The sequence below is a fragment of the Bacillus sp. FSL K6-6540 genome, from assembly GCF_038007545.1.
In genome coordinates this window covers 3208057-3230333 of the sequence record NZ_JBBOXH010000001.1, presented here as the reverse complement: position 1 = coordinate 3230333, position 22277 = coordinate 3208057, and the positions used below count along the sequence as shown (strand labels likewise).

The following is a 22277-nucleotide window of genomic DNA, read 5'->3' as shown; positions in this document are numbered from 1 at the left end:
TTATTTAGTCATTATCCATACAACGTTCCTCGGGTAGCAGCTTCTTAAACAAAAATTTCTTGCCTCAAAATAAAAAGTCGACCGTTTCTCCCTAACGGGAAACGGTCGACTCCCAAGATGCTCTTCGGCGTTGCCGATAGATGACTTATGCAGAAGGATCGGTCCTCCCTCCGTCTTCAATCGCTACGTTTTCACACAAGGTTCGCAGCCCCGTCGTATAACCTAATCGCCCTTGCGAATGATCCCAATAGTAGTAATCCCCGTGCATCCATATCAAATCATACGCTTCGCCCAGTACTGCATGGCGGACAACGAAAGGTCGAACGTTGTTTTGAGTCGAGTTTTCGGTGACTTGATGTATTTCCGCGATCGCCCCGTCATGCGGGATGACGCATTGATGAATTTCGAAGACCTCACCGTATTTACCCTGTACAGGGATTGACATGTACACGTTGGAAGGGTCGTTATGATCCAGTGTCATCCCCCCGGAATAGCAAAATTCTCTTTGATCATTTTGGTGGAACCATCGTCCGCCATCCGCCAACGGTGTAATCCGCCAATCGGAGCCGGACCACTTAGCGTAACAATAATGGTGGCGATCCTTATCCTCATTGATCCTAATAAACAAGATCACCGGGTATCCCTCTTTATCCGCGGCAATATCCCAGTTCCAGCTGCGTATGCCCGGCTGGCGATCCACCAAATGGGCCGGATCGGTTTCATTGTTATCCAGCTTCAGCGGCCCGCGGTTCAGATCTGCGAGCTGATGTCCATCAGCGCCATGCAGCGTCAGGGTGTTCACGTCCAAATACGAATAGTACAATGAATTCGGAATCATATTGTCCGGATGCGTATAGGTATACGTCATCATAATTTGATTCTTGCCATTCGTTTCGTACTTGGCATACGGCCTTTTTCCGGTTTCTTGTTCATGGCACCTGGAATCCACGATCTGCTTTGGCTCTATATCGCAAGAGACGTCGCCATCTGGATCCGGCAGCGTGAACCTTGCGACGGTAGGATGCCAATTCACGCCCCGCCACAGCAGATAGAAATAACCGGGCTGATCCGTCATCACGAAGGGAGAAGGATAGGTGGCGTTCCCATATCCCGTGGTATCGATGATTTTTTCAGGCCCAAAGGTTTCTAGATCGTCAGGACGGGATGTTACGCGATAATAAATTGATGGGGTTGTCGAGTGCTCGGAATAAAAAATCATCACCCGGCCGTCGGGCAGTGCCAAAAACGTCGGATTGTTATGGTCATCCTGCTGAAAACCCGCTCGCACCCGCACTTGCTTGCGTTCTTGGGTCACGTGATCATATTGAACCGCCTGAATACTGCCCGCAACATCGATGTACCCGATGTATGTCTTGTCGCTGCCCGTCACGGCATTGACATGTCGCAGCGCCCTCGGATCGGCAAACCAGCACCAGGCACCGTCACCGGTAAGGGTTGTAGGGATGCGTTCGATGCGTTCAGGTTCAACATTAAGGTTTCTATTGGAATTCGTCATTGGAGACCTCCTCGCTTCCTTGTCGGATCACTAGATTGCTTCATGATTATCCCCTATCATTTCTTAGCAGCGAATGCATCCAGCTGATTCTGCAGCTCCTCCATGAAGCTCGGGAATCCAGCTTCGTCCATCCGCTGCCTAGCAAGCGCAAGATCAGCATCGATGCCTTCGGACATGCCGACGGACAGCGGTACGATGTGATGCGATCTGACTGCATCCATGGCAGCGAGCTCCGTCGTTGTCGGCCCCGTATCGAAGCGGAATCCCGCCAGCGGGCTCTCACCGTTTTCTACGGCCCGTTTCGCGCCTTCCGAATGCAAATGCTCTACGATGGCCTGCCATTCTCCCGGGTATTTTTCCATCAGGCTCATGCTGCCGTCATACAATCCCGTCCAGCCCGGCTTTTTGTTCTCCGACTTGATGCCAGTGTAGCTGATGTAATCCCCCTCCAGGTTGTAGTTCTCCCCTTCCACGCCATATAGTAGGAGATTGTAGTATGTACGATCCGTGTGCGCCTTCTCGATCAGCTTAAGCGCAATTTCCTTATGCTTGGAGTGGGCGCCGACGGAGATCATCGTGATGTTGTCCGTCGTCATAAAAGGCATGTAGTTCGGCACGTGGTCGAGATAATAATCAAACCATCCGTACTCGAACTCGGGAAACAACTCCTTGAGCACTCCGATGTAGCTGCTGCTGACTGCGCCGAAATGGTTGTTGAATTCCAGCGGCTTCTTATCCGTTTTCATCCATTCCAGCGTCTCGCCGGTAGCGTTTCCCTGGGCGGCCAAAATCTCGCGGCTTACGATTCCGTCCTCATGCCACTGCTTGGCTCGAAGCAGCACCTGCTTATACTCCGGGGTATCATACATGCTGATGGCTTTGTATGGTTCGTCGACGGAGACAACCGCATATCCCTTAACCACATCAAGATACTTGGAGCCGGCCATCAGCGTCCACAAATTGTCCGCGAATCGTTTGTCATTGATCATCGGTGTGTCCGGATATGCCTCCTTGGCTTTGTAAAGATATTTTTCAGCCGATTCGAGGTCCTTGATTTCCGGCAAACCCCATGCTTTGCGCAGGTCCTCCCGGAAGAGCATGCCTTCGCCTCCCCCGCCTGGCAAATTGTATTGCGGGATGCCGAAGAGCCTGCCATGGATCATGACGTTGTTCAGCTTCCCGCCATAGTGCGATACGAGATCCGGGACCTGATCCAGCAAAGGCGTCAGGTTCGCGAATGCATTCCTCGCCGCAAATGATGTGAAATCAGACCATGCACCTCCGACATAGAGGTCGTATTCTTTGGACGCAATCGCTCGGCTGATCTGATTCTTCTCATCTCCCCATGGAATGAAATCGAATCGAATGGTCGCTCCCAGATCCCTGATAGTAAGCGCATCAAGCTGTTGATAGAAACGATCCATTCCGCTCGCTGGCTCGCGGCCCATCGTGATGCCCTTCAATTGTACGACGGGCTGTCCGTCCGGTCCGCGAATGATGCCCGGAGTCCCTTCCTCCCCGAGACCCGGCGATGGGCCGTGCCGGCATGCGGACAAGATGATGACCGAGAAGAAGAAACAGGTCAGCAGCGCTCTTATGGTTCGTATCGGTTTCCTCAATGATATCCCCCTTTTTATGTGTTGATGGTTGTTGCAGTGGATGACCATTTGCAGCAAATAGCGTATCCTCTGTCCTCATCATCTCGATAATCGGCTGATTTCACCAAAAGAACACCGGGAAAACGCCTAGTATTACCATTCCCCTCATTAGGATCACCCCCGTCGATCTAGCTAGGTTTAAGCAGAAAGGCAATGCCGGATGCCCAGTAGTAGCCGAGCGTGGCTGCCAGTGAAATTAAACTTTCCATGGATCTTTGGTATTAAAGGACCCTGGTTCCGCTATTTCTTTGTTTTACCTATTTCACAGCAATATGCGGACAAGAGATCCGCTATTGCAGGATTTAGCGTGGAATCATTCGAGATTATGGTGCAATAACGGATCCTGTGTCCGCAAGATCACCATAATGAGCCCATTTCTGCGAAATAGCGTAGCCTCTGTCCTCACCTTCTCAATATGAGGATATTCCAGCACAAAGCGGAGCCTCTATCTTCATGATCTCAATACGAGGCAATTCCAGCACGAAACGTAGCCTCTGTCCTCGTGATCTCAATACGAGACAATTCCAACACGAAACGTAGCCTCTGTCCTCGTGATCTCAATACGAGGCAATTCCCAGCACGAAGCGGAGCCTCAGTCCTCATCATCTCAATATGAGACAATTCCAGCACGAAGTGATTCCTCTGTCCTCGTCATCTCAATATGAGGCAAATTCCAGCACGAAGTGGAGCCTCTTCTATAGGCATGCACCCCAAAAGCGTGCCGATTCCAGCCAGTTTCAACCCGATTCGAGAAGATGAGAGGAACGCAAGTCCTCCGTGATGGCCGGGACATCGATGCTGACGGTTGTACCCGTCCCTTGTACCGAATGCAAGCGGAACCCGTCTGCTTCGTTGAAATAGTACTCCAACCGCTTCCTGATATTGTGCAGCCCGTAGCCGCTCCCCCGATACGGCTCAGAACGGGAAGCTTCCTCCCTCATTCCCGGACCGTCGTCGCTTACGGACAGCTGCAATCGCCCGCTGCGGACGCTGCCTTTTATGAGAATCAGCCCTTCCGCTTCTTTTTTTTCCAATACACCGTGAATAATGGCGTTTTCGACGATCGGCTGAAGGGTAATTTTCGGAAGCAAGCATGCCTCTGCTTCCGCCTCAACCTCGATTTCAAAACGGATTTTCCCTTTGAACCTCTTCTGCTGTATGGCTGCATACATTTCACACAGTCGGAGCTCGTCCATCAAGGGTACAAAATCCTCTCCTTTATTCAGGATCAGCTTGTAATAGTCGGACAGAGCATAAACGACTTGCTGTATATTCTCTTTCTCGTCCTTCTGGGCCATCCACAGGATCATATCGAGCGTGTTATACAGGAAATGCGGATTGATCTGAGACTGCAGCGCCTTGAGCTCGGCTCCTTTTTTCTCCTGGCCCAGGCGATATTGGTTGTCCATCAGCTCCTTCACGCTATTGATCATATAATTGTAACTCGAAACCAAATGCCCTACTTCATCCTCTTGAGTTGCGATATCCAGGGTATTTAACCGGCCTTGCCGGACCTGGCTCATCTTGTTCATCAACAAGAAAATACGCCGTGTAACGGACTTGGTTACCGGTATAATACATATCAATAATGCCAAGCAAACGGCACCGTATACCACCAAAACTTGATTGCGTGCCTGATTGACAGCTTGTGCAGCCGCATCAGCCGATAGGACGGAACGAAGTAACAAGTTACTCGATCCTACGTGGGAATCCCTAACCAAATATTCGCTATCTTCCGCAGTCATCGGTTCGAGCCGATCGCGGCTGATGGAGCTGACCAACGGCTGGACCCGAAACTCCATTCCGTCTTGTCCGCTGCTGATGACGACTTCTCCGTCATCGGTCTCCAGGTAAATTATCTGCCCGGCGGACGTATTCATGACGTAGGATTCAAGCCGCCCCAGCTCTATCCGTACCGTGACGACGCCCACCGGTTTAGATAAATCATGGACATTCCATAAGACCCTCCCGAGCATGAGATACCTCGTTGACGGATCAGCCTCATCCTTAGCCAAGACCCATACGGCATCCCCTTCGGCAGCCATGATCTTCTTCACCCATGGAAGGCCTGCCACGTTCCCGATCGGCCGGTACATGCTTGCTCCTTCCCCGGCAACAACAAAGTCGTCATGGATATAGTAAATAATGCTGCTCATCTCCGAATTGGTCTGCAATATTCGGGTATAATCGGTAATTCGCTCAAATGACGATAGCTGTTCCCATACCTGCATGCGCTTCGGGTCTTTAGAGAATACCTCGTTGATCTGCTCGTCGATCATGATCATCGACGAGATATCTTCAAGATGGGTGAACTTGGCCGACAGCAAGGACAAGGCTTGTTCGAAATTTTGATTGGCGGCATCATGCTGTTTGCTGATGATGGAATCCCGAAGCTCGCCGTAAATGGCGGCAAAGGTCACCACGAGCGGAATGATGCCAACCATCGCAAACAGGACCATCAGCTTCTTCCTTAACGACATATTCCCGAGCCAAACCTTGAATTTCATCCGGAACGCTGCTTTCGATATTCAATCGGCGTCAGTCCGGTGGATGACTTAAATACTTTGGCGAAATAACCTGGACTTGCGTAACCGCACATTTTGGAGATATCGGCCATTTTGAAGTACTCTCCCGCTACCAAGCGCTTCGCCAGTTCCAGCCGGTAATCGTTTACGTACTGCTTAATCGTGGTCCCCGTCTCCTGTTTAAATAAAACTCCAAGATGGGCGGTGGACAGATGCACATGGTCGGCGATCTCCCTGACATCCAGGTCCGGATGATTGCAATGAGCGGATATATACGTCATCACGGCTCGTATCACGCTGGAGTAGATGGAGGTCTCTTTCACTTCCTCTTGATATGCCAGGCACATCCCCAGGATGTATTCCTTAACCTCCTGCATCGTTCGGCATTGATTCAAATGCCGCTCAGTCTCGCGGATCTGATAGACTCTGCCGCCGGAACGCAGCAGCATTCCGTTCTTATCGTTTAACATCGCTTGCGCAAAGGAGGCAAATAGGGATACAACCCCCTCTTTAAGCATGTATGGCCCGGCCAACAGCCGGTCGCAATACGATTCCATCCAGACTAACAATTCTTGAGGTTTATGCTTCAGACAGTGATGGAATTCCAGATAGGCCTCCCCCGTGACGGCATGTTGTCCGAACAAGTTCGGATCGAACGTTACGATAATGGACTCCGGGCGGTAAAACCCTGCCTCCAGGGCAAGCACCGATTCTTGAAAGCTTCGGGGCACCTCCAGCAAGTTCGACACGACGCTGCCCACCCCGATTCGAACGTCTAACCTACGCCTGCTTAACTGCTCTGCCAAATGAAGCACCCTCCCGCGCTCATTTCGATTGCCCAGTGCAATTAACAGGAACTGTTTTTGCTGATCGAGTTGTTCGGTTAACGCCGCATCCCTGTACACTTCCCATTCGTTTTGCAATGCAGTCGAAGGCTCCACTATGTTCTCTTCCCCGTATGAAATGATGATGGATATATAACACGTATCTGTCGGAAATCCGGCATCTTTGCACAGTTCTCTTATTGTCTCCTGATTATGCCCTCCGGTTCGCAGGGCGATTGCCAGCTTCCTTCGATCGATATCGACCTTCTGAGCCAACAGAATCTCCCGTTCCCTTCGTTCGCGAACGTACCCGATCGTCCTCCCGATGGCCTTCTCCAATTCCTGAAGCTTAATCGGTTTCTCCACATAGTCCACGGCCGCGAGGCGAATCGCGCTTTTCATGTAAGCCACCTCCATATATCCGCTAATGAAGAGCAGCTTGCTGTCAGGACAGACGGCCGACAATCGCTCCGCAAATTCAATCCCGTTCAGCTTGGGCATCCGAACATCGGTAATGACAATATCGGGTCGATGGGCCGCTGCCAGCTGAAGTGCTTGCGAACCGTCTTCTGCCTGAAGAATTTCTTGTATGCCCAGCCGTTCCCATTCGATCGCCTCAACGAGGCCTTCCCTTGTGTAAACGTCGTCGTCGGCAATCAGCACTTTCATCGAATGGCCCCCTCCCCTACATTCATAAGTTCCGCAGATTCTTAAAGATAACGCTTTCAATTTTTCGAATGGCTCCAAACTTTTCCTGTCTTCTTGTCCGTATTTTATATCAATGCGTCTCCATTTAGCTACTATATAAACGGCTTTCGGTTCCATCATTTTCGCATCATTTTGCCTGGAACAGTTAGATAAGGATAAAAAAAGCTGCCTTTCAGCAGCTGATTTTAGACTCATTTAAGGATGGCCTAAGTGAACACGATTACTTCCGACAGGCGGCCTCCGCCAAATCGGTGAGCCACTGCGCCCTCTCCCCCTCGGCTTTGGCGGCTATCTTCTTCAGCTTGTCCGTACCGCCCCAGATCAAATATACGATACGCTCCACCTGGTAATACGGGAGGCCGCGAACTTGATCGAGCAGCAGTCTGACGTTTAGCCCGTGTTCCATGTCCGATTGGATCTTCATTTTCATTGAATCGTTGCAGTGCAGCATGCACTTTACCAAGGTTGGAATGGTTTCCGTATTAACACCATGCCGCTCAGTAAAAGCTATCGTGAAATGGTTTTGAACGGATTGGTGTTCGTCATCAACTTTGCCCATGTATTCCTCCACCAATGGGAAAAACGTTGTATCCTTCAATCCGAGGCCAAAGACGGCGTAGCTTCCCGGCATGCAGTTTTTTTCCCCTTCCGTATCCGCATACCATTCAAACGGCTCCATCGCTGCTTTGGCATACTCCTCCATGAAGGGATACAATTCCGGGTATTCCAAGGCGTTGGCGAAGAACCGATGCGTTCCCGACTTAGCCAATCCTTTGATCGGCAGCCACTGCTTGACCGGGGATTTCAGTTTGATTTGGTAGCTTTTCGGGAATCCCAAGCTGAAGAGGCGTGTCAGAAACCGGAGCGCGCGAGCGTAACTCTCCCCCGTTTCCTCCTTAATGGCTATGGAGACCTCGGCAAACACATCGTTGGCCGTACATTCCACCATTTCGTCACGTAAACAGACGTCTTCCTTGGCGAAGGTCCCGCTTCCTTCTTTACTCAATCGTTGGGCCCGTTCGCTTCCAAGATCCTTGGCGCAATTCAACATAGTCAATCCTGTGCTTCTGCTATAAGAGGGCTCGTATTTCAGAATCAGGATGGCGGCATAGATCAGCAGTTCGATTGGACCCTGCTCGGTATTTTCCAAATGAATGTCGATTTTTTTCTTGTATTCTCGCTGCCATTGCGTCCCGATATTATCAAAATAACGAGGAAGCCAACGCTGCTCCGCCCAATTCCGCAAAGCCGTAATTAGATTAGAACGATGCTCTGCGAGATGTTGGTTCCCTTTGTTCAATTGCTGAATCCGCTCAAAAACGGCAATGATCCAGGCGGGATCCGCGTCTGGAAACAGTCCCTCGTCCAGGATGTGCCTGGACAGGAAAAACGTCTCCAACGGTTTCGTCGGATAGGTTCCCGCTTCTAGCTTATTGGCAATATAGATTGAGATTCGTTCCTGTAATTGCTTCTTCTTTGTCTCATCTGCGTATGTAAGAATACAAAGGTTAAGATCGCCTTCCCGCACTCGAAACTTGCCGTTAAACGTAAACTGATAATCGATTAATGAGCTTGGCATCTCGTCCAATTTACGCTGCATGTAAGAGGATAATTTAGGAACGATGTGCTCTCGCACAAGTTCTTCGGTCAACGGCTCCCCAGGTGTGCCCCTGTCTCCAGGCATCGATAAGTCCAGCTCGTCGTCCGTCATGCTCACTCTGCCCTTGTTATATTCGAGCAGCGCATAGTCGTGAATCCCGATCTGCAGCGTAGTACGCTTTACGATTTTGTCCGCGTTTTTATCGCTGATATAAGCCATCCATTTGTCGATCTCCTGTTTCATTTCATTCAAAAGTGTTTCCAGTGTCTGATCCATGTTCCACTAATACTCCTTTATATCATTTCGTATTGTTCCTCATCTGCGCTAACAGCTTTGGCCAAATGCGGCTGTCTCTCTTTCTCCTTCATACCCTTTCACTCTCCTTGATCATGACTTAAGCCTCCATTCGCCACTCCCTCATCGATTTGATTCCAACCAAATCTTGGAATATGCTGCTTCATCTATGATACTATAAAACCGACTCATTTAAAGATCATTTCTAAGAGAATACATTCGTTTCTGGAATAAGGAGGTTGTTCATTGAGCGCAAAACAATGGATCGCAAGATGGGATACGGAGCAATCCACTGAAGTGAATCAGGCATTGGCTTCCGTTACAGGCAAACATAATATGCATAAAAAAGAACGGAGATTCCCTTCCTCTCCCTTTGGATTGACAGATGCAGGGCAAGAGGATTTCCGAGGTGTCACCTTGAGTGAGATTATCCAGTTCCTGGATGTTCAGCATGTTGATTTATCTTTTGCCAAGTTTATGGACGGAACGGGTCTGAACTCATCCAGGTTTACGCATTGCCGCTTTGATGGAATGAAACTTGGCGGTTCGTTTGTGACTCGTCATTTCAATCATTGTTCGTTTCGAAAAACAAATTTAAAAAAAGCCCGGATTGGAGAAAGGTTTGAGGATTGCGATTTTACCGGAGCCAATTTAAGTCACGCCATCGCACGCGACGCGGCCTTCGTTCGATGTAACTTCTCCAATGTTAATTTTCGCGGCGCACATCTGATGTACTGCCTCTTTGAAGAATGCAGCTTCAATGAAGCAATCTTTCATAACGGCTCCTTATCCGGAAGCCGGTTCGTAAGTGAAGCGGAAGCTCTACCGGTTTGGGATAATACAATTATGGAGCATGTCAAGATCAACGGAAAACCCTTGGCTTAATTTTCGACCCTGCGAGCCCAACACCCCATCCACTACCAAAGCCCTCAAGATCTACTGGTAAAAAGCCGCGATTTCTCGGCTCCTTTCCTCGCGCTAAAACATCGTCGCGCTGAATGCTGCGATGATTAAAGATCTGGTCGAAGCCGTATTTACCCATCAGGTTAAGCGGCTGACCAGCCTATCGATCCACGCCAATTCGCCTTGAACCTGGGATACCGAATACCGCAGAACCTCGTCCCGGAACAACTCGTCCCCGCCTTCATCCAGTCTTCTCTCGATATCTGACAGCAGCTCTTCCAAATCCTTCTTTCTCCTATGTAAAATCCGATTCCGGTCCTCCTTCGAAATACGATCGAACAGGGACACTCTAACCATGAATTCGATTTGATGTTTTGCATCTTTTTCGGTGAATTCGTTAATGAGGTTTGCGATTTGTTCCCTCCCTGCTTCTGTAATTTCATATACATACTGATTCGGTCTGCCTACCTGCTCATTTCGATGTTTACGAACAAATCCCTCATCCGTAAATTTTCGCAATGTCGGGTATAACATGTTGTGATTCACGTCCATCAAATAACCGAGATCTTTCTGTATTTCTTTTTTTATTTCATACCCGTGTTTCGGGGATTTATCGATTTGGATCAGAATGAGAAGTTCAAGATACATGATCGTTCAGGCCTTTCGTCGACGGATTTGACAATACCGCTGCATATTTAACAGCACATCTCTAGCGTATATGTTCAACCAAAATCCGACAAGGAAGAATATAAACAGAACTTTGGACATGGGTCATTGGAAACTATGACCAATTATAACTATATGTTAAATTAACATATGTTATATTACACTAGCATTGGAGGGAATGTAATGAATCATGAGATCATCTCCTTAGAGGAAATCACGCAATTCCGTTCACCGATCGAAGAATTCAATCCTTATGAATGGTACAAACACAAATTGCAGCATGAGCCCATCGTTTATAATCAGGCGACCCAAACCTGGAACGTCTTCCGGTACGATGACGTCAAGAGGGTTCTCAAGGATCATGAATATTTCTCTAGTGTAAGAACGCGGACGATGATCAGCGTTGGAGCCGATAATGACGAAGGCCAGAAAATGAGCAAAATCAACCTGCAATCAGACCCCCCGGAACACCAAAAAAGCCGTGCCTTGATATCCGCCGCTTTCACCCCTCGCAGCTTGAAGCTCTGGGAGCCGCGCATTCAAGAGATTGCAGACCAGCTTCTGCAGGAAATGGGAGACGCCCATGTCATCGATATCGTCCAACATTATGCCAGTGCGCTGCCAACCATCGTCATAGCGGATCTGCTCGGAGTCCCTTCCGAAGACCGGTTATTATTCAAGGAGTGGGTAAACCATCTGTTCCTTCCCCTGCCCAAAAACCATTCGGAAGATGTACAAGAACTGAAACGTCATGCTGCCAAGGAATATTACAACTATCTCTATCCTCATATCGTCCAAAAAAGAGCCAATCTCGCGGACGATATCATCTCCGACCTCATTCAAGCCGAGGTGGACGGGGATCGGTTATCGGACGATGAGATCGTCCGAACGACGATGTTTATCCTGGGTGCAGGCATTGAAACGACGACTCATCTGCTAGCTAATACGTTTTATTCCTTCTTATATGACAACAACCAAATTTACGGGGAAATCCAGGCTAACCGCGAGCTCCTTCCCAATGCCATCGAGGAAATGCTGCGTTATCGGTTTAACATTGCAAAAATGGATCGAACCGTCAAACAGGACAATCATGTACTCGGCGTAGATATGAAACGAGGGGATCTCGTCGTCGCTTGGATGAGTGCTGCCAATATGGATGAAGAGGTATTTGAGGATCCCTTCACCTTGAACATCCACCGTACCAATAACAAAAAACATTTAACCTTTGGGAATGGCGCTCACTTCTGCCTGGGTGCTCCGCTGGCACGGCTGGAAGCAAATATTGCGATAAGCAGGTTCATGGATTTCTTCCCGCGCATTGAACCCGTTCCTGAATTTAAACTGGAAGATAACCTGAGTCCTTCTGCGGCAGGACAAATGTTGACTCAGCTTCCTATCCGTGTTCATCGATAAGGCTGACCTGTCTCATTTTATTTGGTACATCAAAAAAAGCCCTGCACAGCAAGGGCTTATAATATCGGGAGACCCTGCTTGTTTCTGAAATGACAGGGTCTCTCACTTTATTAGCAAATCATTCTATTGCTTTTTTACCTCTTGGGTTCATACCAGTAACCGGGCCGCCCGTTGTTTAAACGCATGAGCGCTTCCAGGAAGAAATAATCGCCCCAGATGACAAAATCGTCCGGCGCAATTCCCCCTCTGACAAAATACGAACCATGCCGCAAAAAGCCTTCTTCGTCCGGATTACCCTTCGTAAAATATCCCTGTACCATGGAATCCATGGAACGCCGAACGGCATCAAGGAGAAATTCCCTGCGGGGATCATCGCTTGACAGCTGGTCGGCGATTTCCAGCATCCCGCAAGCGGCAATCGCAGAAGCAGAGCTGTCTTTAGGCGTAAGTGCCGTTGGAGGAACGTCGAAATCCCAGTAGGCGACATGATCATCTGGAAGGCGGTCGATGAAATAACGCGCCATTCGAATCGCCGTGTCCAAATATTGCGGTTCTTCGAAATAACGGTAGGCCAGCGCGAATCCATATATGCCCCATGCCTGCCCCCGCGACCACGTCGAACCATCCTGAAATCCTTGATGGGTACCTCCGCGCACGGCATCCCCCGATTCGGGATCAAAATAAAAGGTATGATAGGATGAGGCATCGCCGCGAACCAGGAACTTCAGGCTTTTGTCAGCATGAATGCGGGCGGCTTCGGCATATGCCGATCTCCCGGTCTGTTCGGTTGCCCAGCACAACAAAGGCAAATTCATCAAGCAGTCGATGATGATCCGGCCGCAGTTTTGGGGGTCATGTTCAGGGCCCCACGCCTGGATAAGCTGAAGCGTGGGCCTCCATCGTCTCATGAGCGCATCAGCCGCCTGAAGAGCCGTGATCTTGGCCGCTTCGTCCCGTTCAACCATCCATTGCGCCAGTGCAGATAAAGAATACAAGAAACCGATATCGTGATGATCCAGATTTTTATGCTCCGCTAATCTTGCTTGAAATGAATGCGTGCATCGGACTGCAGCTTCACGGATATAGGAATCCTGACCGTACTCGCAGCTCAGCCACAGGATTCCCGGCCAAAATCCTTCCGTCCAATCCGTATGATCCACCAGTTGGTATTTGCCGTTTCCGTTTCCGAAATGCGGAAACCGATCTTCAAACCGGGCGATATTCGCTTTGGTTGTATGCAAGGTTTGTTCTATGACAGCGTTCCAGTCCATCTTGCCCTCCCATAACTTATTCATTTGGTGCGGCTCCATCCAAACAGAGCCCGCTCTTCCATTCTCACCGCTATTTCGGCTCGACTTCGTCCAGGGTCATTCGGTATTCCAGATCTTTCATGTACGATCCATCCGCGTGCAGAATGACCATACCGAAGTCCATATTCCCGCCGTTTCCATGGACGATCGCGACCAGCCGGTTAAGGCCGCTCTTCAGGGCAAGCTCAAGCTCTGGCTCAGGTATAAACTCGCCGTTCAAAAAAATGGCGTACGGTACATCCGATTGGATTCTCATGTATCCCTTGCGGTACGGCTCGGTTCCATCAGGCACCTGTACGAAACAGCTCAAGAACCATGGCTCATTCGCGACATGGGAGATCCGCATCTTCCCGTCCTCGGACCTCCGCTCTTTTTTCTGCATCCAGCCGTACAGGCTTTCTCCCAAATTATTCAGCGAATATTCGGGATCGGTATAATACGTCTTCATGGCTTCGAAATCGACGTAAGGCGGGCAAGACAGCGCCATTACCGCTTCCACGGCCCATGCGCCGTCAGCCTTCTCGCTCACCAGTAAGCGGTCATCGAAGGCAGCGCCCAGATTGGCGAGCAGACGAGTGTACAATCGCAGCGCTTTGTCACTGTCAAGATCAGTCAGAAGCTGCGAACAGAGAATGGAACCTGCCCCTATCCTCTTTCCAACGAGAAAAGCACCGGGTCGGCGAGCGTTCCTGCAGTTGATTTCAACCAGCGCAAGACGGCTGTATTCGGATGTGTAACCATTCACGAAATAATCCTTCCAGGCAGTTCCCTCGATGCTTACGCACACATCCGCCGTGCCCGGCACTTCCAGCCGATCGCTGGCCAGCGGCCGGTTCACGACATCACGCGGCGAAAGGAACACTTTATCGAAGCCGAACAAATCAACCGGGCTAAAGCCGCGCACGGCGTCGTGGGAGTAATCTGCCGCTAGATGGTAGGCCTCGTGCGGCTCCACGCGTACCGGCCGGCCCAACAAGCGGGCAAGCGTGTCCTGCTGACTGCTGTCCGCCGGCAGGACAAGCACATGCCCGCCGGTTTCAGCATAGCGCTTGACGGCTTCAGCAGCGCCAGGCGACCCAAGCAGGCAGGCTTCGGCCACGAGCAGGCCAAATGATGGCTCGGAGGATTCGCGCTCCGCAGCTTCACCTATCACCGCTGCGGCATCCAGCACCTTATAACGCAGCCGAAGTCGGTCGAGGAACGCTGCCGCTGTCCCGCCAGGGCTTACCAGCGCTCCTGCCGTCCGCATGGCCGGGACGGCAGCTTCCTCGGCCCGCCCTGCATAAGCCAGCAGGTTGCGCAGCAGCAGACAGGCTTGCGGTACTCGGTCTAGATTGGCCATGATCTCCAGCTGATTGGCCAGAAACATGCCGCTTCCGCTCCGATATTCCAGCAGCGGCGACCAAAGATCCCCCCCGTCGCCGAAATCGCCGGCGCTGCACTCCAGCAGCAGGGTGAAATCGCCATGGACCGGCTTTTCGAACGCGGCGCGTATGATCGGCAACGGCCCTTCTTCACGCAGCTCCTCGTGCCAGAACATCAGATCCTTGTCGCTCAAGCCCTTCAGCACCGGATGACGGTAATCCCCGGCATGGGCGCGCAGAAAAGGCCTGCGCGACAGCGTAATCCGACCGAGCGACAGGCCGGTCTGCTCCAGCAGAAGCAGGCGTCCGCCCCTTGCAACGAAGGCTTTAAGCTCCGCTTCCAGCCTGCCGTCCGGATCCTCCGCATTGCTGCCAATAATCAGCAAATCATCGGACGACAGCAAGGCGATCGCGTCGCGGTTCGCCCGTTCGCAGCCGGGTACAAGCCGGCGGATCCGGATATAATCCTCCTCAGAACCCCAGTAAGCCGCCGGGCGGCCGACTTCGACAGGATCATGGAGCAAGCTTCCCGGCACAAGCCGGTATTCCTTGCGCAGCTCAAACATCAGACGCTCGCCATGAAACAGCGAGGCCTTCAGCAGCGCCGTCCCTTCCGTATCCACGGGGATGGGAATCCACGTGATTTCAAAGGCCTTGGACTCGGCCGGCTCTTGACGGAACGTGAAGATACGATCCAGCACGATCGTCTCCCCTTGCATGACCTCGCATTCAATCCGCACGTCTTGTGCGGACAGCGTGTCGTTGAAGACGTCAAAGCTGCGCGAGATGGGCGCGTCGTCGAAGAAGCAGCCGTTGTATTCGGCCGCGAACATCGTAACCGGCTTCAACGCCTCCGCCATGATGGCGAAAGCCGGATTAGGAAGATACATCGGATGATCCGGGAGCATACCGTTGTTGATCGTCAGCGAATAGGCCGGGATCTTCTTGGGGCTTACGCCGGGCAAGCCCGGTTCCAACGGCGGAGCTGCGACGTCGTTCTCCGGCATCGACCGCATGAAATAATGGGCGAAATTAAACGTGGCTATGCCCGAGACGCCTTGCCGCCGCGCATACTCCACGAATAGGCGTTCCTTGTGCGCCAGCCCGGCCGTGCTTTCGTCCGTACCGCGATAGGCCTGCAGCCCTGCGTACATGCTGGCGTTCTGCGGGCATATGTACCACCATCCGCCGTGTTCGCCGAATGTCAAAGGGATGGAACGGTCCCATTGAGCAATGGTGCCGTCGATGTTGTAATGACGGCTCTCCACTTCCGTATGCGCTTTGGACAGCAGCCGATTGTCCCCTTCTGCGATGATCGGCCGCGTTGGATCCAGTTCGCGCATTGCCTCCATGAAGCCGGGAATCTGCGACCTGTAGCCGTCCCGGCCGTCTACCCAGCGCATTTCGTTCTGCAAGCTCCACATGATGACCGAAGGATGATTCTTGTCGCGCCGAACGAGCCGCTGAACATGCAACCGACAATGGGCCAAGTATTCGGGATGGTCGGCGAGCATGGATTTGCCCGATCCGTATATGGCCGTTTCGTCGATAATCAGCATGCCCTCCTCGTCGGCAATCCGCACATAATCTTCCGGATAGGGTTCGGCATGCAGACGGATACTGTTGATTCCGACAGACCGGCACATCCGGTACCAATTACGGATATACGTCTCCATCTGCTGGAGTCCGCCTTGAAAATGCCACGAATCGCCGCGAAGATGGATCGGGATCCCGTTCAGCATAAATTGAGGACCTTCGCACCAAAATTCGCGGAAACCGAATACCTCTTCGCGCCGGTCGAGAACCTGCTCACCTGCTACAAGTTCAAGCACCGCGACATAAAGGAATGGCGTGTCAGGATTCCACAGCTTGGCGTCCTGCCAATCCAGGGTGAAGGAGGCGCGATAAACCGCTCCGACGCGTTCGTTCTCGCACAACCGAAGCATCCCAACAGCCGAGGGATCGACCTGTTCAGCGAGCTGCTCCGCCAGGAGGACCAGAACGGCCAGCTTGTCTTCGGCTTCCGATCTGCCTCCTGTCCTTCTCTCCACGAGGTGCCTCTCCGTTTCAATTCCACGCCCCTGAGCTTGCTGCGGCTTCGCATCTTGAGCCCCATATCGATGGATGCCGCTGCCTGACGAATCGGCATCCCTTGCCTCCGAAAGTTCTCCATCCTGTCGCAATACGCCAAGTTCCCGCACGCTCAGCCTCACATGGATCGGCCCAAGAGCCGCAGCCGTTTCTGTCGTCCCGGCGATGACCGCAAGCTCCAAGCGCTTCTTCCGCACAGACGTGCAAATGGTTACATCCTCCAGTGAAAGAACCGGGTAGCTTTCCAGATAGACATCCTGCCATATCCCTCTGGCGACATTGCCAAACCATGAACCTGTCAATCCCGTCACTTTCTCCATGCCGGACGGCAGCTTCACTCTGTCGAAGCTCCCGCATAGGACATGGAGATGATGCTCACGGCCCGGCGCTACGCTCGACGTGATATCGAGCCGCAGCGGCAGGTAGCCGTCCTCCCAAACCGCGACTTCCGCCCCGTCGAGAAATAGGACGGCTTTTTGCATAATGCCGTCCAGCCGCAGGACGATCCGCTGACCGGCCATGTGTTCGGGAATCCGGAAGCAACGGTGCAGAACGCCCGCTTCCGCGGCGTCCCACGCCTTGGGATAGCTGTAGAGATCCATCGGAGCATATCCGTGCTCGTGAATTTCGCCGAACGTTCTGCCGTTTGGCTGCTCGTACGACCGTCTCCAGCTGGAAGGAACTCGGACGGGCTCCGGCTCGTAGACGATCTCATCCGGAAGCTGCCGGCGCTGCGGCTGATCGTACAGCGGCATGAAGTCCCACTCTCCGTTCAGGCACCATCGGTTACGCATGCTTTGTACCCTGCCTTTCGTCGGAGATGCGCACTTCCCGTACAAGCTCCAGCTCCCGCCAGATCTCCTGTCCGCTCGACGCCTCCTCCCACTTGATAAAATGCGGATCCATCGCCGCCGCCCAATCATCCGGCCGGAGCGAAGTATTCAGCTTTCCCTTGTAGGGCGCTGGCTCAAGCGTAGCGGGAAGCTCGGAGTAGAAGAAGAGCATATTCTCATGCAGGCCGATGATCCCGTACTTGTCTCCATCGCCTGGCCGTTCTTCCTGGTACTGATAATGACAGTACACGTAGCTGGCCGTCTCCTCGGGCTTCAGCCGGGCGATCCTTCCATACGGCACGCTGTCTTTATTCCTGCGTTCCCAATGCTGCTCCGAAGCGGGGGCTTGGTAATGAAAAATATCGGTCATGGCCGCCCATCGTCGTTCTAATCCACCTCCCGGCCAAACGGCCAGCCACGAATTGGCTTCCGGCAGCAGAATTTCCGGTAGGACCTGCTCACCACGGCATTCATAATAAAGAAACAACCGGCTTCCATCCGCAAACAAACTTAATCGGGATACGCCCTCCCGCTTCATCGCATCTTCGACCGCTTGAATATACCGTTCCCCGCGAAACCGGGAACGGATATTTCCCCCGATTTCCTCGGCCCTATATAAACATCGTTGCATGAATGGCATGCAGCACCTCCTGTTGTCAATTTTTGATGTTACAGGATGTCTCAATTTCAAGAAGCTGAAGCTTTCTTTTGCGATAGTAAAAGGCGGCCCCCCCTGATACCGGGAGGACACGCCGCATATCTTATGGCACCACCGAGAAGCGGATATCGTCAAACAGCATATAATCGAATCCGCTGACATAGAAGCCCACTTTGCCTGAAGGCTGATGATTCGGGTCCGTAGCGGCAAGTCTTGGCTCGTTGTTCACGTAAACCGCGACGTCCCCATTCTTCACGACGACCTTGACCGCATATTCCGTGTCCGGCAATAAGTCGCGAGTCGGCAAAGGGGTCTCGGCGATCTTCTGCCATGCCGAATCGTAGAGGATCCATGACGAGGTTCCGTCCGCCCGTGATCGATAGCCGATTCGGGTCGAACCGCTGCCCGCCTGACGGTCGAAAATATAAAAGGTTCCGTCCTCCGGCATCGACGACGGGGTCTTTAGCTTGAATTCGAGTACATAAGATTCAAAGACGCGGTCCAGCAGACCCGTGGCACCGTTCAAAATTTTGTATCGGCGATTGCCGTCCGGATCCGCCGCGATGCTGCGGTTCGGGTCTACCGGCCAGCCGTTGCCGCCCGATTCGAAGTCGGTTTCGTGCATGATGCCCGAAACGGTCACCGCGATATCCGCCTTGATAAGCGGATTGACGACGGACACTGCGGTAATGATGGTCTGTCCTTCATATACGGCATGGACGACGCCCGTATCGCTTACCTCCGCCACGGATGGATCGGCGGATTGCCAAGCAATGCCGGTATCCGGGGTATCCACGGGATCGAACGTTACCTGCATCTGATGCTGCTCGCCGGCGGCAAGCCGTATATCGCGCTCGGACGGTATGATACCGGCCAGCTCCGTGCTCAGCGCCTTGAACCGGATGTCGTCAAACAGCATGTGGCTGACGTTGTTGACATAGAATCCGACCTTGCCTGCCGCGTTATGGCCCGGATCGGCTGCCTTAAGACGGAATTGGCCGTCCACGTATACGCTGATATCGCCGCCTCTGACCAGCACCTTGATCTCGTATTCCGTGTTTGGCTGCAGGTCGTGGCCGGGGAGCTTCTCTTCGCGCAGCACGGTCCAGGCTGCATTATACAGCAGCCAGGAGGAGGATCCGTCCGGACGCGTTTTGTAACCGACGCGGGTCGAGCCGCTGCCCGCCTGGCGATCGAACACGTACAGCGTTGCGTTTTCACTGATCGACTCGGGCGTCTTCAGCTTGAAGCTCAGCTCATATTCGGTGAAGGTTTTCTGGCTGAGTGCGGTAGCGCCGTTCAGTATCTTATACCAGCGGTTGTCGCCTTCTTTGACGATGCTGCGGTTCGCATCCTGCGGCCAGCCGTTCGCCCCCGACTCGAAATTGGTGAAATCCATGACGCCGTCTCCGGCTTCGACTATGACGTCCACCGCCGCCGTGAGCTGCGGATTCTCCGCCGACGCCACGGTGACGACCGTTTGGCCCACCGCCTGGCCCGTGACGATGCCGTTAGTATCGACCGTGGCGACACCGGGATCGGCCGACGTGAAGACCAGCTTCGGATTATCCGCGTTCCATGGGAGGACCGCCGTGCGCAGCTTCACCGTTTTCCAACGATCTACCGTGATTTGGTTGTCATAGACCACCACGTTTTGCACCGGATAGCTGTCCGGACTGCTCGTGGTACCTGCTTTCCCGTTAATGCCGATCTCGTGAAACGGAATATCCGGGAAGCCGGGGATGGCCTGGAATACTTGCGCATCCGGACGCAGCGACAGATCGCCTCCTGCCAGATCGACGAAACCAGGATCCTCGTTAGTAACCCAGTTATCCGCATATTGGACCAGATTGAATTTGTCGTACGCACCTTCCGCGTTGGTTGTCGAGCTTCGCGGAACTGTCGGATTGTATACGACGTTGCCGTGGAACGTGTTCGTGTCCGGATAAAAGCGGTTTTCCGTGAAAAAGTTTGCCAGCTCCGGATATTTGGACAGATATGGCGTCCCGATGAAGTCGTTGTTGGCCTCGAACAGCGCCTCCCACTTCGGCATGTAATTCAGCGGAACCTGATCGTCCGGCTCGTCGCCGAGAAACAAATCCGCGTAGTCGTACGGAATCTTGCTGTCCACGAATATATTGTTGCGGGTCAAAATATGCGCGCCGCCGTTGTTTTTGATCGCCGAGTTGCCCATTTTATAAAAGATGTTCTCGTCGATCTTCAATCCCATCGTGAAGTTATCGGGATATACCCCTTCCACGCCGGGCTTGGCTTCGCCGATGTTATGGAAGTAATTGCGGCGGATGACGGTGCCCCGCTGCTGCGGCGTTTCGCCCGCGTTCATGTAAATGGCGCCGAGATCCGAGAAGGTTTTGCAAACGTCATAAATGTCGTTGTACTCTACAAGATGATCATTGCCGAAGATCAGCACACCGGGATGAGGAGCATCATGCAGCTCGTTGTGCGACATGCGGTTGCCCACTCCGGACAAGAGGACGCCCGGATTGTAAGCCTTATGATAATAGGCAAAATCATGAATGTGCGAGTTCTCCACGGCGTTGTTGCCCGGCGCGAGCGTTGTCTTGTCGCCTCCGGTGAGCGTGACGGCGGTTCCCCCGATATGGTGGATGTGGGTAAACTCGATCGTGTGGTCTGTTCCGGGAACCCCCGTAAAGTCGTTATAATGAAACCGGCTCTGGGTGTTGACCAGCACGCCGCTGTTGGTGAAGTTGCGAATTTCGCTATGGAGGACGCGCATATGGCTTCCGCCCATGAAGACGACCGCCGAATCGCGCCCGTTCTCCAGGATCAGCTCCGAGAAATCGATATGGGATGCATCCAATGCATTGATCATCGGCGTCTTCAGCATCGTCACTTCAATGGAAGGATTCGCGGTCATGAATTCGGCGTTCGGCAGAAAATAGAGCTTTCCGGCCTGGCGGTCGATGTAATACTCGCCGGGCATGTCGATCTCCTCCAGCAGGTTTTGCGCGAAATGGAAATCCGGGTACCAATTTTTGAAAATGCCGCTCATTTCCCCGTACCGGAGCGTGATGCTCTTGGCCTCGGTGTCGATGGAAGCGATTTTGTTGTAGGACCATTCCCAGCTGTAGCCGAAAATGCCATCCAGCCAAATGTCGTCCGCCTGTGTCCAGTATTGCGGTCTGTCATACGTATACGTAAAGGTCCCGCCTCTTGTATGGACCTCCCCGTTCGGATCTTTCCGCGTCGGTCCGGGATCGAGGATTTCGTCCATTTGGACGGTTCCCTCGTTCGGCCAGCGTGCCAGCGTCATCCCTTGCCCGCCCACGTACAACTCCATCGGCGGCACCTTGCTCAAATCGTTGGCCAAGTAATAACCGTGCCGGCTCATCTCGCCGTAATCGTTAATGCCGAGGGCGGCCAGATCGGCGACCAGCACTTCGTTTCTTGCTTCTTCGCTAATAATCCGGTTCAGTACGGCAGGATCGGCTACCGGAACGAATGCGGATTTCTCCAGCTGATTAGAACCGGACAAGATGACCGTTTCGCCCGGATAAGCCGTATAGGTTACCGGCTTGCCCGCTTCCCCCGAATCCTGCAAACCCAGCTCAAAGCTGGCTGCGCGCTCGTACCGGCCTTCCCGAAGATAGACCGTGACGCCGCCCCGAGGCAGCCCTTTCTTCGCTTTCAACGCCCGAATGGCGTCACGCGCTTTTTCCAACGTTCGAAACGGTTTGTTGATCGTCCCTTTGTTCGAGTCATTTCCGTCCAAGGCTACGTAAAAAGCCGTCCCGTGCGGATTTCCATAAGCCGACGCCGTCTCGGCGGCGGGCAGAAATGGATACAGCGCAAATAACAGGCTTGCCGCCAGTGCCGCAAGCACAAGCTTCTTCATAAATCGCTCCCCTTCCTCCATCGTGGAATCCGGCCAG

Annotated in this window: 12 protein-coding genes; 2 read left to right on the top strand and 10 right to left on the bottom strand. The window is 52.6% G+C overall.

The window, feature by feature from the left end; genetic code table 11:
• Nucleotides 1–145: 145 nt before the first annotated feature.
• The 5 genes from MHH82_RS14400 to MHH82_RS14380 all read right to left on the bottom strand — a co-directional run bounded on the left by MHH82_RS14400 (nucleotide 146) and on the right by MHH82_RS14380 (nucleotide 9107).
• The gene (locus tag MHH82_RS14400; protein ID WP_340966363.1) at nucleotides 146–1516 is read right to left on the bottom strand and encodes a BNR repeat-containing protein; all 1371 of its coding nucleotides are present in this window, start codon (nucleotides 1514–1516) and stop codon (nucleotides 146–148) included.
• A gap of 56 nt (nucleotides 1517–1572) precedes the next feature.
• Nucleotides 1573–3135 (bottom strand): extracellular solute-binding protein, encoded by a 1563-nt coding sequence (locus tag MHH82_RS14395; RefSeq protein ID WP_340966361.1) that lies wholly within the window; start codon nucleotides 3133–3135, stop codon nucleotides 1573–1575.
• A 776-nt stretch (nucleotides 3136–3911) separates the two neighbouring features.
• The gene (locus MHH82_RS14390) at nucleotides 3912–5681 is read right to left on the bottom strand and encodes a sensor histidine kinase (RefSeq protein WP_251495272.1); all 1770 of its coding nucleotides are present in this window, start codon (nucleotides 5679–5681) and stop codon (nucleotides 3912–3914) included.
• A complete protein-coding gene (locus tag MHH82_RS14385; protein ID WP_251495269.1) occupies nucleotides 5678–7192 on the bottom strand; it encodes a response regulator in 1515 nt (504 codons plus the stop codon). The genes MHH82_RS14390 and MHH82_RS14385 overlap by 4 nt, the downstream gene beginning before the upstream one ends.
• A 259-nt stretch (nucleotides 7193–7451) precedes the next feature.
• Nucleotides 7452–9107 (bottom strand): DUF6138 family protein, encoded by a 1656-nt coding sequence (locus MHH82_RS14380; protein ID WP_340966358.1) that lies wholly within the window; start codon nucleotides 9105–9107, stop codon nucleotides 7452–7454.
• Nucleotides 9108–9371: 264 nt separating this feature from the next.
• On the opposite strand from MHH82_RS14380, the gene MHH82_RS14375 reads away from it, so the two are divergent.
• Nucleotides 9372–10010, top strand: a complete 639-nt coding sequence (locus tag MHH82_RS14375) for a pentapeptide repeat-containing protein (protein WP_340966356.1) — start codon at nucleotides 9372–9374, stop codon at nucleotides 10008–10010.
• A 156-nt stretch (nucleotides 10011–10166) separates the two neighbouring features.
• On the opposite strand, the gene MHH82_RS14370 is transcribed toward MHH82_RS14375, so the two are convergent.
• Nucleotides 10167–10676, bottom strand: coding sequence for a PadR family transcriptional regulator (locus tag MHH82_RS14370; protein ID WP_015735049.1), 510 nt, complete (start codon nucleotides 10674–10676; stop codon nucleotides 10167–10169).
• A 201-nt stretch (nucleotides 10677–10877) separates the two neighbouring features.
• Here MHH82_RS14370 and MHH82_RS14365 point away from each other — a divergent pair, with 201 nt between their 5' ends.
• Nucleotides 10878–12107 carry a cytochrome P450 gene (locus MHH82_RS14365; protein WP_015735048.1) on the top strand — a complete coding sequence of 410 codons (1230 nt, stop codon included), beginning with the start codon at nucleotides 10878–10880 and terminating at the stop codon, nucleotides 12105–12107.
• Nucleotides 12108–12241: 134 nt separating this feature from the next.
• Here the strand turns inward: MHH82_RS14365 and MHH82_RS14360 are convergent, their stop codons facing one another.
• From MHH82_RS14360 to MHH82_RS14345, 4 genes are all read right to left on the bottom strand, one after another.
• The gene (locus MHH82_RS14360) at nucleotides 12242–13402 is read right to left on the bottom strand and encodes a glycoside hydrolase family 88 protein (RefSeq protein WP_445661964.1); all 1161 of its coding nucleotides are present in this window, start codon (nucleotides 13400–13402) and stop codon (nucleotides 12242–12244) included.
• Between the two features lie 46 nt (nucleotides 13403–13448).
• Nucleotides 13449–17666 carry a glycoside hydrolase family 2 protein gene (locus tag MHH82_RS14355; protein ID WP_340966354.1) on the bottom strand — a complete coding sequence of 1406 codons (4218 nt, stop codon included), beginning with the start codon at nucleotides 17664–17666 and terminating at the stop codon, nucleotides 13449–13451.
• Nucleotides 17659–18345: a hypothetical protein gene (locus tag MHH82_RS14350; protein ID WP_145036127.1), complete on the bottom strand. Its 687-nt coding sequence runs from the start codon at nucleotides 18343–18345 to the stop codon at nucleotides 17659–17661. The genes MHH82_RS14355 and MHH82_RS14350 overlap by 8 nt, the downstream gene beginning before the upstream one ends.
• Before the next feature lie 121 nt (nucleotides 18346–18466).
• A complete protein-coding gene (locus MHH82_RS14345) occupies nucleotides 18467–22240 on the bottom strand; it encodes an Ig-like domain-containing protein (RefSeq protein WP_340966350.1) in 3774 nt (1257 codons plus the stop codon).
• Nucleotides 22241–22277 lie beyond the last annotated feature (37 nt).

Excerpts from the sequence above, each read along its gene's own strand:
- MHH82_RS14400 (WP_340966363.1), bottom strand. The coding sequence starts at position 1,516 with ATGACGAATTCCAATAGAAACCTTAATGTTGAACCTGAACGCATCGAA.
- MHH82_RS14390 (WP_251495272.1), bottom strand. The coding sequence starts at position 5,681 with ATGAAATTCAAGGTTTGGCTCGGGAATATGTCGTTAAGGAAGAAGCTG.
- MHH82_RS14385 (WP_251495269.1), bottom strand. The coding sequence starts at position 7,192 with ATGAAAGTGCTGATTGCCGACGACGACGTTTACACAAGGGAAGGCCTC.
- MHH82_RS14380 (WP_340966358.1), bottom strand. The coding sequence starts at position 9,107 with ATGGATCAGACACTGGAAACACTTTTGAATGAAATGAAACAGGAGATC.
- MHH82_RS14370 (WP_015735049.1), bottom strand. The coding sequence starts at position 10,676 with ATGTATCTTGAACTTCTCATTCTGATCCAAATCGATAAATCCCCGAAA.
- MHH82_RS14365 (WP_015735048.1), top strand. The coding sequence starts at position 10,878 with ATGAATCATGAGATCATCTCCTTAGAGGAAATCACGCAATTCCGTTCA.
- MHH82_RS14360 (WP_445661964.1), bottom strand. The coding sequence starts at position 13,402 with ATGAATAAGTTATGGGAGGGCAAGATGGACTGGAACGCTGTCATAGAA.
- MHH82_RS14355 (WP_340966354.1), bottom strand. The coding sequence starts at position 17,666 with ATGCGTAACCGATGGTGCCTGAACGGAGAGTGGGACTTCATGCCGCTG.
- MHH82_RS14350 (WP_145036127.1), bottom strand. The coding sequence starts at position 18,345 with ATGCCATTCATGCAACGATGTTTATATAGGGCCGAGGAAATCGGGGGA.
- MHH82_RS14345 (WP_340966350.1), bottom strand. The coding sequence starts at position 22,240 with ATGAAGAAGCTTGTGCTTGCGGCACTGGCGGCAAGCCTGTTATTTGCG.